At 68.3% G+C, this 14,357-nt stretch carries 16 protein-coding genes; 9 read left to right on the top strand and 7 right to left on the bottom strand.

Annotation, left to right across the window (positions count from 1 at the left end):
• Window positions 1-18: 18 nt before the first annotated feature.
• The 4 genes from TY25_RS08240 to TY25_RS08230 all read right to left on the bottom strand — a co-directional run bounded on the left by TY25_RS08240 (window position 19) and on the right by TY25_RS08230 (window position 3,066).
• Window positions 19-720: a histidine phosphatase family protein gene (locus tag TY25_RS08240; RefSeq protein ID WP_081868750.1), complete on the bottom strand. Its 702-nt coding sequence runs from the start codon at window positions 718-720 to the stop codon at window positions 19-21.
• A gap of 364 nt (window positions 721-1,084) precedes the next feature.
• Window positions 1,085-1,294, bottom strand: coding sequence for a hypothetical protein (locus TY25_RS41525; RefSeq protein ID WP_081868749.1), 210 nt, complete (start codon window positions 1,292-1,294; stop codon window positions 1,085-1,087).
• A gap of 109 nt (window positions 1,295-1,403) precedes the next feature.
• A complete protein-coding gene (gene hemW, locus TY25_RS08235) occupies window positions 1,404-2,567 on the bottom strand; it encodes a radical SAM family heme chaperone HemW (RefSeq protein ID WP_042255326.1) in 1,164 nt (387 codons plus the stop codon).
• A gap of 106 nt (window positions 2,568-2,673) precedes the next feature.
• Window positions 2,674-3,066 carry an SgcJ/EcaC family oxidoreductase gene (locus TY25_RS08230; protein ID WP_042255325.1) on the bottom strand — a complete coding sequence of 131 codons (393 nt, stop codon included), beginning with the start codon at window positions 3,064-3,066 and terminating at the stop codon, window positions 2,674-2,676.
• 233 nt (window positions 3,067-3,299) lie between these two features.
• Here TY25_RS08230 and TY25_RS44650 point away from each other — a divergent pair, with 233 nt between their 5' ends.
• The 6 genes from TY25_RS44650 (at window position 3,300) to TY25_RS08205 (ending at window position 9,088) form a co-directional block, all read left to right on the top strand.
• Window positions 3,300-3,392: an Ms4527A family Cys-rich leader peptide gene (locus tag TY25_RS44650; RefSeq protein WP_366929490.1), complete on the top strand. Its 93-nt coding sequence runs from the start codon at window positions 3,300-3,302 to the stop codon at window positions 3,390-3,392.
• 132 nt (window positions 3,393-3,524) lie between these two features.
• Window positions 3,525-5,336 carry a nitrite/sulfite reductase gene (locus TY25_RS08225; RefSeq protein WP_081868747.1) on the top strand — a complete coding sequence of 604 codons (1,812 nt, stop codon included), beginning with the start codon at window positions 3,525-3,527 and terminating at the stop codon, window positions 5,334-5,336.
• Between the two features lie 37 nt (window positions 5,337-5,373).
• A complete protein-coding gene (locus TY25_RS08220) occupies window positions 5,374-6,093 on the top strand; it encodes a phosphoadenylyl-sulfate reductase (RefSeq protein WP_042255324.1) in 720 nt (239 codons plus the stop codon).
• Between the two features lie 5 nt (window positions 6,094-6,098).
• Window positions 6,099-7,040 carry a sulfate adenylyltransferase subunit CysD gene (gene cysD / locus TY25_RS08215; RefSeq protein ID WP_088607245.1) on the top strand — a complete coding sequence of 314 codons (942 nt, stop codon included), beginning with the start codon at window positions 6,099-6,101 and terminating at the stop codon, window positions 7,038-7,040.
• Window position 7,041: 1 nt separating this feature from the next.
• Window positions 7,042-8,337 (top strand): sulfate adenylyltransferase subunit 1, encoded by a 1,296-nt coding sequence (locus TY25_RS08210; protein ID WP_042255322.1) that lies wholly within the window; start codon window positions 7,042-7,044, stop codon window positions 8,335-8,337.
• 1 nt (window position 8,338) lies between these two features.
• Window positions 8,339-9,088, top strand: a complete 750-nt coding sequence (locus TY25_RS08205) for a sirohydrochlorin chelatase (RefSeq protein WP_042255320.1) — start codon at window positions 8,339-8,341, stop codon at window positions 9,086-9,088.
• 15 nt (window positions 9,089-9,103) lie between these two features.
• Here the strand turns inward: TY25_RS08205 and TY25_RS08200 are convergent, their stop codons facing one another.
• Window positions 9,104-9,730, bottom strand: a complete 627-nt coding sequence (locus tag TY25_RS08200; RefSeq protein WP_042255319.1) for a TetR/AcrR family transcriptional regulator — start codon at window positions 9,728-9,730, stop codon at window positions 9,104-9,106.
• 115 nt (window positions 9,731-9,845) lie between these two features.
• On the bottom strand, window positions 9,846-10,793 hold the full coding sequence (locus TY25_RS08195) for a helix-turn-helix transcriptional regulator (RefSeq protein ID WP_042255318.1): 948 nt from the start codon (window positions 10,791-10,793) through the stop codon (window positions 9,846-9,848).
• A gap of 97 nt (window positions 10,794-10,890) precedes the next feature.
• On the opposite strand from TY25_RS08195, the gene TY25_RS08190 reads away from it, so the two are divergent.
• The 3 genes from TY25_RS08190 to TY25_RS08180 all read left to right on the top strand — a co-directional run bounded on the left by TY25_RS08190 (window position 10,891) and on the right by TY25_RS08180 (window position 12,771).
• Complete coding sequence (locus TY25_RS08190; protein ID WP_042255316.1) at window positions 10,891-11,301, top strand: VOC family protein; 411 nt, start codon at window positions 10,891-10,893, stop codon at window positions 11,299-11,301.
• Window positions 11,302-11,419: 118 nt separating this feature from the next.
• Window positions 11,420-11,980 (top strand): sigma-70 family RNA polymerase sigma factor, encoded by a 561-nt coding sequence (locus TY25_RS08185; RefSeq protein ID WP_042255314.1) that lies wholly within the window; start codon window positions 11,420-11,422, stop codon window positions 11,978-11,980.
• Complete coding sequence (locus tag TY25_RS08180; protein WP_042255312.1) at window positions 11,977-12,771, top strand: anti-sigma factor; 795 nt, start codon at window positions 11,977-11,979, stop codon at window positions 12,769-12,771. Before TY25_RS08185 ends, TY25_RS08180 begins: the two co-directional genes overlap by 4 nt.
• Window positions 12,772-13,277: 506 nt before the next feature.
• Here TY25_RS08180 and TY25_RS08175 read toward each other — a convergent pair.
• Window positions 13,278-14,072, bottom strand: coding sequence for an HAD family hydrolase (locus tag TY25_RS08175; protein ID WP_042255310.1), 795 nt, complete (start codon window positions 14,070-14,072; stop codon window positions 13,278-13,280).
• Between the last annotated feature and the right edge of the window lie 285 nt (window positions 14,073-14,357).

Genomic DNA, 14,357 nt, shown 5'->3' with positions numbered 1-14,357 from the left:
TCGGCATATCCGCGGAATTCACTCCGGCGGTAGGTGCCCGCGCTCATCGTAGGATTCCAGACGATAGCCGTCCGATATTCGCCGCCAGCTGGTGAGCGACCCATTGCCCGCGAGTCCCTCGGCGGTTATTGCCAAAATTGCTGTGTCGTCGATGTTTTCGAGTATTTGCCGCAGATACAGCACTACCGCGTCGTGCGCCACGATCAACACGCGGCGGTGCTGCCGATCGGCCGCGAGGTCGGCCACCACGCCGCGTAGCCGCGCCGCGACATCGCGGAACGATTCCCCCTCGGGTGGCCGATACCCGAGCGGATCGCGCGCTTCCTTCGCCGCTTCTTCGGGAAAACGCTCCCGCACAGCGGCAGACGGTAGCTGCGCGAGCTGACCGCGATACCGATCGTAGAGGCTGGGGTGAACCGCGTAGCACGGCAAAGGTATTGCCGCAGAACGTAATTCCGCCTCGGCCAGCTGCCAGGTGCGGACCGCGCGCAGATATGGGGAACACAACACCAGTTCGGGTCGCTCGTCGGGTGCCATGGCCACCAGCCGCCGCCCGACGGCCGCGGCTTGCCGCTGCCCGAGTTCGGTCAGGTCGATCGCCATATCGTCGGTCTCGCGGTAGACCCCGGCTACGGCAGCGACATTCGCCGTGCTCTGCCCGTGCCGCACCGCGTACAGCACATCGACTCGCCCACTGTCTTTTCGGTGCCCACAGTCCACCGCAACTCCCCCGTTTCGAAGTCATCCACGCTAGCGCGGCCGCCCCGAGCACACCAGCCACCTCCGCCGGTCGCGACACCCAGCGGAGCCGCGAAGCATTGATCCCGCTGACCCGCGCTGCGCCGTGAAGCGTTGCGACGCAGGCGAAATATCGCGATCGGTGGCCGAGTCACGCTGGGTGTGTCCAATCACGACGGCGCGCCGGACGACCCATGGCCGACCGCGATGGAGTGCTGGTGCGCAATCATGTCGGCCGCGCTGACGGGCCGACATCAATGAACAGCCGGGCGCGCTGACGGCCCCGCAACTCGGGTCGATGGCACGCTGCGCGCACCGGCTCGGACGACCCGACCGGGCCCGAACTTTAGTCGCAGACCCTGGCTTGTTTGCCCGCTAGGGCGTCCAAGCCGAGCATCGCCAATAGGGATTGGCAATCATCGGCATTCTGTGAATAACTGGCGACCGTGCGGGCGGCCACTGCGCTCTGTCGCGCATTTTCGGCCTTTTCCGCTGCCCGCGCCTCGGCGAATTCGCCCGGTTCATGGATGAGGGTGATGTGTCGTGCCGGGGACATGAATCTCCTTGGGGTTGGTCCGAAGCCTACAAGGGTCATCGGCTCCGCGATAGCCGAACCAACCCAGGAGTCCGCGGAAATCCCTAACGGCGCGATAGGGGCGGCGTGGTCAGGGGACGAGCAGACGGCGGACCACGCCGTCGGCGAGGAGGCGGCCGCGGTCGGTGAGCACCAGGTTGTCCTCGTGTCGAGCCGCCAGGCCGTCGGCGACGATCTGGTCGGCGGCGGCCGCGCCGAACTCGTCGAGTTCGGTCAGCGGCAGACCGGTGCGGAGCCGGACGGCGAGCATGAGGCGCTCGGTGTAGCGCTCGTCGGCGGTGAGGGCCTCCCAGCCGGCAGCGGGCAGGCCGCCCGCGGCCACCCGGTCCGCGTAGCGCGCGGGATGCTTCACGTTCCACCAGCGGACGCCGCCGACATGGCTGTGCGCGCCGGGTCCGGCGCCGAGCCAGTCACCGCCGTCCCAATAGCCGAGGTTGTGCCGGCAGGCCGCAGCCGGACCGGCAGCCCAGTTGGACACCTCATACCAGGCGAGACCGGCGGCGGTGAGGCGGGCGTCGATGCGTTCGTAGCGGGCGGCGAGGACGTCGTCGTCCGGGGCGGGCAGTTCGCCGCGGCGCACTCGACGGGCGAGCGCGGTGCCGTCCTCGACGATCAGCGAGTAGGCGGAGACGTGATCGACGCCCGCGCTGAGCACGGCATCGAGACTGGCATCCAGGTCGCTGTCGCGCTCGCCGGGCGTTCCGTAGATGAGATCGAGATTGACGTGCTCGAATCCGGCGGCGCGGGCTTCCTTCGCGGCCGCGACCGCCCGGCCCGGGGTATGCGTGCGGTCGAGGACCTTCAGCACGTGCGCGGCGGCGGACTGCATGCCGAGCGAGATCCGGGTGAACCCCGCGCCGCGCAGCCGCTCGAAGAACGCCGGATCGGTGGATTCCGGATTGGATTCGGTGGTCACCTCGGCATCGGCGGCGAGGGTGAAGTTCGCGCGGACGGCGTCGAGCACGTCGGCCAGCCCGTCGCCGCCGAGCAGCGAGGGGGTGCCGCCGCCGACGAAGATCGTCGCCACCTCGGGGGTCGCCGTCGGCAGTGCCGCGAAACGTTCTGCCGCCGTGGACAACTCACCACGCAACGCGTCGAGCCAGGATTGCGGCGACGCCGACGTGCCGAGTTCGCCCGCCGTGTAGGTGTTGAAATCGCAGTATCCGCAGCGGGTGGCACAGAACGGCACGTGGACGTAGATCCCGAACGCACCGCCGCCGAAGTCGCCGAGCACCGGCTCGGACGTTTCGGTTTCGACAGGGACAGCCGCAGGGGAACTCACCCCTCCAGTCTGCCGGTCCCCCGCTCCCCGGCCGCACGCGGGCAACGGGGGCGGGGCATCAGTCCGTGACGGGCGTGTTCTGGTTGGCGGTGAGCAACCAGCGGCCGTCCTCCTTCGCCATCACATACATCGGGGAGCCCTGACCGGTGAGTTCGCCGTCGTGGTTCAGATAGCGCTGGACGACTTTCACCGCGGCCACATCGGGCCGGATGAACAGGACGTGCTCGACCTCGTAGGTAGCTGTGCCGTCGCGCATGGCGCCGGGCAGGGCGGCGGCGGTGAACTCGGCGATCGCGGCCCGGCCGAACAGCCGCCGGCCGTGGCCGGTGGTCCAGATGGCGTCTTCGCGGAACAGACCGACGAACTCGTCGACGAGTTCGTTCTGCTGGGCGTGCTGGACAGTGGCGACGACTGCGCGGATCGCGTCGAGTTCGGTGGTTGCAGTGCTCATGCCGACAACGGTTACACCTCAACATTAGTTGAGGTCAAACGGCGAATCGAGGTGCCTGACCCCTTGTGAGACAGCTCACTTCGGCAAGTCTTCCGCATCACGAGCCGCTATCGCCGGTTGATCTATGACAGCCGTCACATCTCAGGGGAACGGTCCAGGGGATTTCCCGGCAAAGTGCGGAAAATATGGGCGAGGGGTCGGAACGCCGTCGCTGACATGGCACAATAATCCGTATGCGCGCATCGGGAGTACGACTTGTGGCACGTCGCCACGTCGACTACAAGCGCGTCTGTAGCGCCTGCTGTCTGACCAACTCTTCTCGGTAGTTCAGCGCGCCCATTCCCCGGGCTCAACCGGCGACCCTCAAAGTTCCGCATCGCCTCCGCTGCACACCGCAGGTGCGAGATCAGCCCCTCGCGCCCTCTGCACGGCAATCACCAACCCGCAGGAGCGACCCCATGACGTCGAGCACCGACGCCGGTCCGATCGATCAGTCCGGCCCCGAGTCCCGGCCCGGCCCGCAAGCGCGACCCGACCGCCCCGCCGCCGAACGCCGCGTCCGACCCGACCGCCCGCGCCCGGAAGCCTCGGCGGCGCCACGCGCCCGCACGGGTAAGCCGGTGCGGCGCAGGGCCGAAGGCCAGTGGGCGCTCGGCTACCGCGAGCCGCTGAACCCGAACGAGCAGTCCAAGAAGGACGACAACCCGCTCAACGTGCGCGCCCGGATCGAGAACATCTATTCGAAGGCCGGCTTCGACAGCATCGACAAGGGCGACCTGCGCGGACGCTTCCGCTGGTGGGGTCTCTACACCCAGCGCGAACAGGGCTACGACGGCACCTGGACCGGCGACGAGAACATCGACCTGCTCGAGGCCAAGTACTTCATGATGCGGATCCGCTGCGACGCGGGCGCGTTGAACGTCGAGCAGCTGCGCACGCTCGGCCAGATCTCCACCGAATTCGGCCGCGACACCGCGGATCTGTCCGACCGCGAGAACGTCCAGTACCACTGGATCGAGGTGGAGAACGTCCCGGAGATCTGGAAACGGATCGAAGCGGTCGGGCTGAAGACCACCGAGGCGTGCGGCGACTGCCCGCGTGTCGTCCTCGGCTCCCCGCTGGCGGGGGAATCGCTGCAGGAGATCATCGACCCGACGCCGGCCATCGACGAGATCGTGCGCCGCTACATCGGCAAAAAGGAATACTCCAACCTGCCGCGCAAGTTCAAGACCGCGATCTCGGGCCAGCAGGACGTGGTGCACGAGATCAACGACGTCGCGTTCGTCGGCGTGGAGCACCCCGAGCACGGCCCAGGTCTCGACCTGTGGGTGGGCGGAGGTCTCTCCACCAATCCGATGCTGGCGCAGCGGGTCGGCGCGTGGGTGCCGCTGGACGAGGTGCCCGACGTGTGGGAGGCCGTGGTCTCGCTGTACCGCGACTACGGCTACCGGCGGCTGCGCACCAAGGCGCGGCTGAAGTTCCTGGTCAAGGACTGGGGCATCGAGAAGTTCCGGCAGGTGCTCGAGGACGAATACCTGAAGCGCAAGCTGATCGACGGTCCCGCGCCGGAGCAGCCGACCAAGCCGATCGACCACGTCGGGGTGCAGAAACTGAAGAACGGGCTCAACGCGGTGGGCTTCTCCCCCATCGCGGGCCGCGTCTCGGGCACCATCCTGACCAAGGTCGCCGACGCGGTGGAGCGGATCGGGGCCGACCGGATCCGGTTCACGCCATACCAGAAGTTGATCGTGCTCGACGTCGCCGACGACAAGGTCGACGCGCTGATCGAGGAGCTGGCGCCGCTCGGACTGCAAGCGCGCCCGTCGCTGTGGCGGCGAAACCTGATGGCCTGCTCGGGCATCGAGTTCTGCAAGCTCTCCTTCGCCGAGACGCGCAAGCGGTCCCAGGCACTGGTGCCCGAACTCGAGGACCGGCTCGCGGATCTCAATGCGCTGCTGGACGTTCCGGTGACCATCAACATCAACGGCTGCCCGAACTCCTGCGCGCGTTCCCAGATCGCCGACATCGGATTCAAGGGCCAGCTGGTCGACGACGGCGACGGGAACCAGGTCGAGGGCTTCCAGGTGCACCTGGGCGGCAGCCTCGGCTTCGACAGCGCCTTCGGGCGCAAGCTGCGTCAGCACAAGGTGACCAGCAGCGATCTCGGTGACTACATCGAGCGGGTGGTGCGCAACTTCATCAAGCACCGCGAGGACGGCGAACGGTTCGCCCAGTGGGCCGTTCGTGCCGACGAGGCGGATCTCAAATGAGCCTCGATTGCGCCGGGCACGTGATGGGAGATCAACTGTGACAACGGAACTGGTGGCGAAGCTGGCCGAGGACGAGCTCCGCGCGCTCGCCGCGCAGGGCGCCGCCGACCTCGGGCCGGACGCGTCCGCCGTCGACCTGCTGCAATGGACCGAAGACACCTTCGGGTCGGGCTATATCGTCGCGTCGAACATGCAGGACGGCGTGCTGGTCCATTTGGCCGCACAGGTGCACGCCGGCGTGGACGTGCTGTTCCTGGACACCGGCTACCACTTCGCCGAAACCATCGGCACCCGCGACGCCGTCGAGGCGGTGTACGGGGTGAACGTGGTCAACGTACGGCCGGAACACACTGTGGACGAACAGGATCGGCTGCTCGGCAAGGACCTCTTCGCGCGCGACGCCGGGGAATGCTGCCGGCTGCGCAAGGTCGTCCCACTGCGCAAGTCGCTGTCCGGCTACAACGCGTGGGTCACCGGCATCCGCCGGGTGGAAGCGCCGACCCGGGCCAACGCCCCGCTCATCTCGTTCGACGAGGCGTTCGGGCTGGTGAAGATCAATCCGATCGCCGCGTGGTCCGACGACGAGATGCAGGCCTACATCGAACAGCACGGCATTCTCGTCAATCCCCTTGTCGAAGAGGGATATCCGTCCATCGGCTGCGCTCCGTGCACGCGGAAGCCGGAGCCGGGATCCGATCCGCGAAGCGGCCGCTGGGCCGGCCTCGCCAAGACCGAATGCGGGTTGCACCAGTCATGACGGAGATGATTGTGAACGAAGCCTCGAACGTTACCCAGCGTGCCCTAGGGATCAGCGATTTCGATACCCTCGCGGCGCTGGAATCCGAGTCGATTCACGTATTCCGGGAAGTAGCAGGCGAATTCGAGCGGCCGGTGATCCTGTTCTCCGGCGGCAAGGACTCCACCGTGCTGCTGCATCTGGCGCTCAAGGCCTTCTGGCCCGCGCCGCTGCCGTTCGCGCTGCTGCACGTGGACACCGGGCACAACCTGCCCGAGGTGCTGGAGTTCCGGGACCGGATCGTCGAGCGGTACGGGCTGCGGCTGCATGTCGCCAAGGTGGAGGACTACCTCGCCGACGGCAGGCTCACCGAACGCCCCGACGGCATCCGCAATCCGCTGCAGACCGTGCCGCTGCTGGACGCGATCAGCGAGCACCGCTTCGACGCGGTGTTCGGCGGCGGCCGCCGCGACGAGGAGCGTTCGCGCGCCAAGGAGCGGATCTTCTCGCTGCGCAACGCCTTCGGGCAGTGGGATCCGAAGCGCCAGCGCCCCGAGCTGTGGAACCTGTACAACGGGCGGCACGCGCCGGGCGAGCACGTCCGGGTCTTCCCGCTCAGCAACTGGACCGAGCTCGACATCTGGCGCTACATCGCCCGCGAGGACATCGACCTGGCCAGCATCTACTACGCGCACCAACGTCCGGTGTACCAGCGCGACGGCATGTGGATGACCCCCGGCGTCTGGGGTGGGCCGCGCGAAGGTGAAGCGCTGCAGACACTCTCGGTGCGGTACCGCACCGTCGGCGACGGATCGTCCACCGGTGCCGTGCTTTCCGACGCGGCCGACAACGAGGCGATCCTCGCCGAGGTGGCCGCGTCCCGACTGACCGAACGCGGTGCGACCCGCGGCGACGACCGGGTGTCCGAGGCCGCGATGGAAGACCGCAAGCGAGAGGGTTATTTCTGACATGTCCGACCTACTGAGGCTGGCCACCGCCGGTTCTGTCGACGACGGCAAGTCCACTCTGGTCGGACGGTTGCTCTACGACACGAAATCCGTGCTCGCCGACCAGATCGACGCCGTCACCCGCGCGTCGGTGGACAAAGGCCTGGCGACGCCGGACCTTTCGCTGCTCGTCGACGGCCTGCGCGCGGAACGGGAGCAGGGCATCACCATCGATGTCGCCTACCGCTACTTCGCCACGCCCCGGCGCTCTTTCGTGCTCGCGGACACCCCCGGGCACGTGCAGTACACCCGGAACACGGTGTCCGGCGCGTCCACCGCGCAGCTGGTGATCCTGCTGGTGGACGCGCGCAAGGGCGTCATCGAGCAGACCCGCAGGCACGCCGCGGTATTGGCGCTGCTCGGCGTGCCGAAGCTGGTGCTCGCGGTGAACAAGATCGACCTGGTGGACGACGCGGCGACCGTCTTCGCCGACATCTCCGCCGAATTCAACCGGCTCACCAGCACGCTCGGCTGGTCCGACGAGGACGTGCTGGAGATCCCGGTCTCCGCGCTGCACGGCGACAACATCGCGACCCGCTCGTCGAACACCCCGTACTACACCGGCCCGTCGCTGATCGAGCACCTCGAGTCGGTGCCGGTCGATGCCGACAGCACCGGGGATCACACACTGGGACTTCGTTTTCCGGTGCAGTACGTGATCCGGCCGCGCACCGCCGACTACCCGGACTACCGCGGCTATGCGGGCCAGATCGCGGCGGGCTCGGTCGCGCCGGGCGACGAGGTGGTGGTGCTGCCCTCCGGCATCCGCAGCACCGTGGAGCGGATCGATACGCCCGACGGCGAGCTCGCGGTAGCCCAGACCGGGCGCAGCGTCACCCTGATCCTGGCCGACGACGTCGATATCTCCCGCGGCGACATCATCGCCTCGGTGGCCGACGCTCCGGAGCCGATCGACACCTTCGACGCCACCGTCTGCTGGCTGGGCGACAAGCCGCTGCACCCGGGCGCGCGCCTGCTGCTCAAGCACGGCACCCGCACGACCCAGGTCATCGTCGGCGGACTGCTGGAGCGCTTCGACGAGCAGCGGCTCGCGGCCGAACCGAACCCGGAGTCGTTGGCGCTCAACGACATCGGTCGCGTATCGCTGCGGGTTGCCGAGCCGCTCGCGGTCGACGACTACCGGGTGAACCGGCACACCGGCAGCTTCCTGCTCATCGATCCCGCGGGTGGCAACACCCTGGCCGCGGGCCTCGTCGGCGACGTGCTGTCGACCGTCGAGGTCGGCACCGGAGCCTGAGATGCGCGGGCTCGCCGCCCACCGGGGCAGGCCCGCGCTGATCGCGGTGGCGCACGGCAGCCGGGATCCGCGCTCGGCCGCGACGATGGCGGCGGTAGTCGCCGACATCGCTGCGGCGCGGCCGGAATACGATGTGCGACTGGCGTTTCTGGATCTCAATGCGCCGTCGGTCGAGCATGTGGTGGCCGCCGTCGCGGCGGCGGGACATACCCACGCGGTGGTCACGCCGCTACTGCTCGGCAGCGCGTTCCATGCCCGGGTGGATCTGCCCGGACTGCTGGCCGCGGCCCGCACCCGGCATCCGCAGTTGCGGCTGACGCAGGCGGATGTGCTCGGGCGTGACGCCCGATTGATCGGCGCGCTGCGGGATCGGGTACTCGAGCGCCGCACCGCGTCGTCGCGCCTCGGCATCGCGGTCGCCGCCGTCGGCTCCTCGTCGGGGGCGGCGAACGCGCTGACCGCCGAGGTGGCGCGGCGACTGGCGGCGCGCACCGGTCAGCTCACCGAGATCTGCTTCGCCACCACGGAACCCACTGTGAACCAAGCTATTTCACGGTTGCACGCGCGCGGTGCCGAAGAGATCATGGTTGCGCCGTGGTTCCTGGCCCCAGGGCTGTTGACCGATCGCCTCGTGGCGGCCGCCCCGCACGTGGTGCACGCCGACGTCATCGGGGCGCATCCGGCGCTGTCCGAAATCGGGTGGGAACGCTACGACGCGGCGCTCGCGAACACGCTCACCCTGTCCGCCTGAACCGATCCGCCGGGGTCAGTCACTGAGCAGGTTGTCGACGATCGAGCGGGCGGTCGCGACGCCCCATTCGTCACCCATCTGCTGGGCGCTGTGCGCCGCTGCGATCACCGCGCCCAATTCGAAGGCGATCACGTCGGCATTGCGTCCGGTGAGATGGCCCTGTTCCTGTGCGAGGCGAATCTCGTTGGACAGGAAGGTGGCGAAGTCGCGGCTGTCCGCCGCGATGGCGTCGCGCAGCGGCCCCGGACGGCTGTCGAACTCCGCGATGGTGGCCACCCGGAAGCAGCCGCCGGGAAACGCGGGCGCGGCGACCTGGCCGAACCACCGCTCGACCACGGCCCGCAACCGTGGCATCCCGGCCGGCTCGCTCATGCTCGGTGTGACGACCGCGTCGATGAAGACTTCACGGGCGACCTTGATCGCGGCGAGTTGCAGGCTTTCCTTACTGCCGAACAAGGTCGCGATGCCGCTCTTGCTGACGCCCAGATCGGTCGCGAGCCTGCCGATGCTCACGCCCGTCAACCCCTCGACCGACGCCACATCGGCGGCATGCCGGGCGATCGAAGCCCGGGACCTGGCGCCTTTCGCCAGCCGCTGGTCGGCGCCGGACTGCTGGTCACCGGCGGTTTTCGGCTCGGTCATACTGTCATTGTTCCACGAAATTCCACGAACACGAACGGTCGGTCGTACGCGGAGGTAGGAATTGTGGGCGCCGCCGGGTACGGACGGGCCGGCCGGACTATGCGCCAGGTCCGGCCTACCCGCCGCCGTACCGGTCGAGAAGTTCGGTGCCGATGCGGGCCAGTTCGGCACGCACGTCCGGTGGGTCGAGGACCTCGATGGACGCACCCCACCCGGCGAGTTGCTGGGCGAGCATCCATGATGTGGGAGCGGTGACCTGGACGCGAATGCGGCCGTCGGAGATCGGGCCGTCGACCACGCAGTTCCTTCCCTGCTGATTACGCAGGATGGGCAACAGGCGTTCCGGGATGAGGACGGTGGCCGCTGTGCTCGCGCGACGCTGTTCCATCTCGTCCACGACTTCGCGCCAAGCAACGGATAGATCGAAATCGACTGGACGATATGCCGTTTCCGTGGTGATTACCGCCTCCGCGATCCGGTCGACGCGAAAGGTGCGCTGACCGTGGTCCGTCCCGGCGATGAGGTACCAGACGGCGTCCTTGTCGACCAGGCCCCACGGATCAACCAGGCGCTCAGTGCGTTCCCGATTCCTGCCCGTGTAGTGCAGGCGAACCTTGTTGCGCTGCACCACCGCTCGCTGCAGCAGCGAGACCACCTGCGGGAGTTCGCGGTCCGTCTGCCCCCAGCGGGACGGATCGATCACCATCGCGTCGGCCGCTGCCGCCGCGTCTGAACGGAAGGTCTGCGGCAGGGCCCGAACCAGTTTGCGCAGTGCCGATTTCGCCTCGGGGACCGACCCCGCAGAGGGCCCCGCCAGCAGGAACAGCGCCCGCGCCTCCCCCGCCGTCAAACCGGTGAGATCGGTGCGCGCTCCGCCGACCAGCGACCATCCACCGCCGCGGCCCGGCTGCGGATACACCGGGACACCCGCCATCGACAACGCTTCGAGGTCACGGCGCGCGGTGGCGACCGAGGTCTCCAACTCCGCGGCGACCTCGGCCGCGGTCACCCGCCCGCGCGTCTGCATCATCAGCAGGATCGCCACCAATCTGTCCGCTCGCATGCGCACAATTCTGCCGGAAAAAGTGCTCATTCCGTGCGCACTTTATCCCGGATCATTGATTTCACCAGCAAGAACGAACCGACGAAGGAGATCAGAGATGCTGCGCGGAATGGCGACGAGCACCTTTTACGCCGACGACCTGGAGGCCGCCAAGGACTGGTACACGGAGTTCTTCGGCATCGAGCCGTACTTCCACGTCCCCAACGGTTACTACGAATTCCGGATCGGCGACTACCTGCACGAATTCGGCATCGTCAACCGTGCCTACGCCCCGGCGGGCGCCCGGAACGCTCCCGGCGGCGCGATCGTCAACTGGCATGTCGACGACCTCGCGGCCACCTTCGCCCGCCTGCTCGAACTCGGCGCGACGGAATACGAGCCGATCATCGAGCGCGGCACCGGAAGCGGCTTCGTCACCGCGGCCGTCGTCGACCCGTTCGGCAATGTCCTCGGCCTCATGTCCAACCCGCACTACCTCGAGGTCCTCGCGAAGACGGGTCCGGCGTAAGCGGCCGTTTCGGGGTAGCCGGGGTGGCGCGGCAAAGGGGGCGACATATGATCTGGGCCACATTCGCCGTGATCACCGTGCACGGCTTCCGGCTCGGTCAGGCTTGGAAGGACACCACATGGTCATCTCCGCCCGAGCGGTACCCGGCGCCGCCACCCCGGAACTACTGATCCGGCAGGCCGGACGCGGCGACGAGCAGGCCTTCGCCGAGTTCTGCGACCTCGTCGCGGCACCGGTCCTCGGCCTCGTCACGCGGGTGATCCGCGACCACGCCGAGTCCGAGCTGGTCGCGCGGGACGTGCTGCTGGAACTCTGGGAGCAGGCCCCGCTGTTCGACGAGCAGCACCAGCCGGTCCTGGCGTGGGCGATGACGATCGCGCATCGTCGCGCCGTGGACCGGGTGCGGGCCGCGTGCGCCGACCGGGACGGACAGACCGAACTGCGCTGGTGTTTCGATGAAGCCCTGCAAACCACGGTAGACCGGATCGAGGACGAGGTGGTCCGCCGGTCCCTGACGGAACTCACCGACTCAGAGCGCCGGTCGCTGATCCTCGCCTACTACGGCGGCTACTCCACTCGGGAAGTCTCCGAGGTACTCGACACGCCGGTCGGCACGATCGAGACCAGGCTGCGCGACGGTCTGCTCCGGTTGCGCGAGAGCATCGGCGGTCAGTCGTGACGGCCGAATTACACCACCGCACCGGCGCATACGTGCTGGATGCGCTGGCCGGCGACGCACGGGCAGACTTCGAACGCCATCTTCTCGAGTGCCCGCCCTGTCACGTCGAGGTCGACGCGTTACGTCCGGTCGCGGTGCGGCTCGCGACCGCCCTCGCCCCGGTGCCGGCGACGGCGGTGCAGGAGCGGGTACTCGCCGAGATCGCCACGCGCCCACAGGTTTGCGGCTCCGCGAGCGCACTCGGCCGGACGCAGATCATCCCCACTGTCGGCGAGTTGGAACGCACAGTGATCTTGCCGCCGTTGGAAGAGTTGTCGGACAACGATTCTCCGGCCGACATCGATCGGCGTGGATGGCTGGTCCGAGTCTGGATCGGTGTCGCGGTGGCAGCGGCCGTCGTCGCGGTGGGGTTGGTCCTCGTCGATCGGACCGCGGGGCCGGACGTGACGGTGGCGGAGCAGGTTCGCAACGCCCGCGACGCCGTCACCCACACCGGCGTGGTTTTCGCCGGGGATGGTTCGGTGACGGCGGTGCTGTCCCGCAGTGTCGGCAAGGTGGTGGTGTCGGCGACCGGGCTCCCCGCGCCGGGTTCCGGTCACGGCTACCAACTCTGGCTGATCCATGCCGACGGCACGCCACGCTCCGCGGGCATGATGCACACCGCGGACACGACCACCGAACTCACCGCCGATCTGCTCCGCACCACCACGGCACTCGGCATCACCGCCGAACCGGTTACCGGCTCGGCAACACCGACCAGACCACCCGTCGTTCGCATCGAAATCCACTGAGCTGCAACGCTTTATGCCGAGTACCGACCTCGCTCTTCAGGCCGAGTATCGAGCCACGCCCTTCACACCGGGCACCGAGCCACGCCCTCCACGCCGAGCACCGAGCACCGAGCACCGAGCCACGCCGACCACTGAGCCCTGCCCTCCACGCCGACCACCGAGCCGCAACCGTCCACGCCGAGCACCGAGCCACGCCCTTCACACCGAGCACTGGGCACCGCCCTCCACGCCGAGCACCGAGCCACGCCCTCCACGCCAAGCACCGAGCCGCACCCTCCACACCGACCACAGAGCCGCACCCTCCACACCGACCACAGAGCCACGCCCTCCACACCGACCACAGAGCCACGCCCTCCACACCGACCACTGGGCCGCGCCCTTCACGCCGAGGGTCTTTCGCAACCTTGCATGGTCCAACCGCTGAGGCGTGCCTGGCGCCGGTCCCGAAAACCGCACGCCCGCCGGAGAGGTAGGTCGGGCGTGGCGACCTCGCCGGCGCGCAGGAGTTATGGCCGAAACCAGCGTTCGAGGACGGTGGCGACGCCGTCTTCGTGGACGGTGCCGGTCACCTCGGTCGCCAGGGTCTTGACCTCGTCCGGTGCGTTGTCCATAGCCACGGAATGGGCGGCCCAGCGCAGCATTTCGCGGTCGTTGTAGCCGTCGCCGATGGCCAGGGTCGCGGTGTGCGGGACGCCGAGGGCGCAGCGGAGACGTTCCAGCGCCCAGCCTTTCGAGACACCTTGACGGGATACGGTGAGCCAGGGCCCGAATTCGCCGTGCACCCAACTCGCACCGGGTACTTCCAGTTCGTGCAGCAGGGCTCGCATCTGCGCCAGCGTGCCCTGCGGCCACCAGCCGTTCAGACGCGGCGTCGGTTCGCTGCTCAGAGCGCCGTGATCGACCAAAAGGTACTCGCCGATGGAGAATTCGCCGGGACTGGCACCAGTTGCCCAGTGCCCGACGCCCACCTTTTCTACCGCGAAGATCATCTCCGGAATCAATGCGCGCAGCGCGAGCACGGCGGTCGCCGGATCGAACGCCTCGATGGCGACCGGCTGACCGTTCGCGACGTCGACCTGCACTGCTCCGTTGGAGCACAGCGCGTGCCCCTCGATAAGGCCCAGCTCCGCGAGCACCGGCCGGGTGGTCAGCACCGTCCGCCCCGTGGTCACCACCACGTGCGCGCCCGCCCCGATGGCCGCGCGCACCGCCGCCGCCACCCGCTCGCTCACCGGACTACCGGTATCGAGCAACGTGCCGTCCACGTCCAGCGCGATAAGCCGCGGACCCCCTACTGCCATCAAATTATTGTGCCAAGGGGGTACGACACCCGTCAGCCATTCACGACGCCACCGCCCCAGCGACACCCGTCAGCCATTCACGACGCCACCGCCCCAGCGACACCCGCGCAGTTCCCGTCACCCCGCGCGCGTCATTCGAACGACACGCGCGCGGGACGCAAAAGCGCGCGCGGCAGGTTCCGCGGAGCGACCCTGCCGACGCACAGTCGGCACAGCGGGCAGCGCCGGAGCGGCCGCGCACCCCATCTGAGCTGACGCACCACTTCTGTTTTCCCGCACCGCCTG

The organism is Nocardia brasiliensis NBRC 14402, from assembly GCF_000308475.2.
Lineage (GTDB): Bacteria > Actinomycetota > Actinomycetes > Mycobacteriales > Mycobacteriaceae > Nocardia > Nocardia brasiliensis.
The sequence above is the reverse complement of the archived record's forward strand: the minus strand, read 5'-3'. Positions and strand labels throughout refer to the sequence as shown.

What these genes read in the sequence shown, in the direction of transcription:
- TY25_RS41525 (WP_081868749.1), bottom strand. Translation starts at nt 1,294, where the DNA reads ATGTCCCCGGCACGACACATCACCCTCATCCATGAACCGGGCGAATTC.
- TY25_RS08230 (WP_042255325.1), bottom strand. Translation starts at nt 3,066, where the DNA reads ATGAGCACTGCAACCACCGAACTCGACGCGATCCGCGCAGTCGTCGCC.
- TY25_RS44650 (WP_366929490.1), top strand. Translation starts at nt 3,300, where the DNA reads ATGCGCGCATCGGGAGTACGACTTGTGGCACGTCGCCACGTCGACTAC.
- TY25_RS08225 (WP_081868747.1), top strand. Translation starts at nt 3,525, where the DNA reads ATGACGTCGAGCACCGACGCCGGTCCGATCGATCAGTCCGGCCCCGAG.
- cysD (WP_088607245.1), top strand. Translation starts at nt 6,099, where the DNA reads ATGATTGTGAACGAAGCCTCGAACGTTACCCAGCGTGCCCTAGGGATC.
- TY25_RS08210 (WP_042255322.1), top strand. Translation starts at nt 7,042, where the DNA reads ATGTCCGACCTACTGAGGCTGGCCACCGCCGGTTCTGTCGACGACGGC.
- TY25_RS08205 (WP_042255320.1), top strand. Translation starts at nt 8,339, where the DNA reads ATGCGCGGGCTCGCCGCCCACCGGGGCAGGCCCGCGCTGATCGCGGTG.
- TY25_RS08200 (WP_042255319.1), bottom strand. Translation starts at nt 9,730, where the DNA reads ATGACCGAGCCGAAAACCGCCGGTGACCAGCAGTCCGGCGCCGACCAG.
- TY25_RS08195 (WP_042255318.1), bottom strand. Translation starts at nt 10,793, where the DNA reads ATGCGAGCGGACAGATTGGTGGCGATCCTGCTGATGATGCAGACGCGC.
- TY25_RS08190 (WP_042255316.1), top strand. Translation starts at nt 10,891, where the DNA reads ATGCTGCGCGGAATGGCGACGAGCACCTTTTACGCCGACGACCTGGAG.
- TY25_RS08185 (WP_042255314.1), top strand. Translation starts at nt 11,420, where the DNA reads ATGGTCATCTCCGCCCGAGCGGTACCCGGCGCCGCCACCCCGGAACTA.
- TY25_RS08175 (WP_042255310.1), bottom strand. Translation starts at nt 14,072, where the DNA reads ATGGCAGTAGGGGGTCCGCGGCTTATCGCGCTGGACGTGGACGGCACG.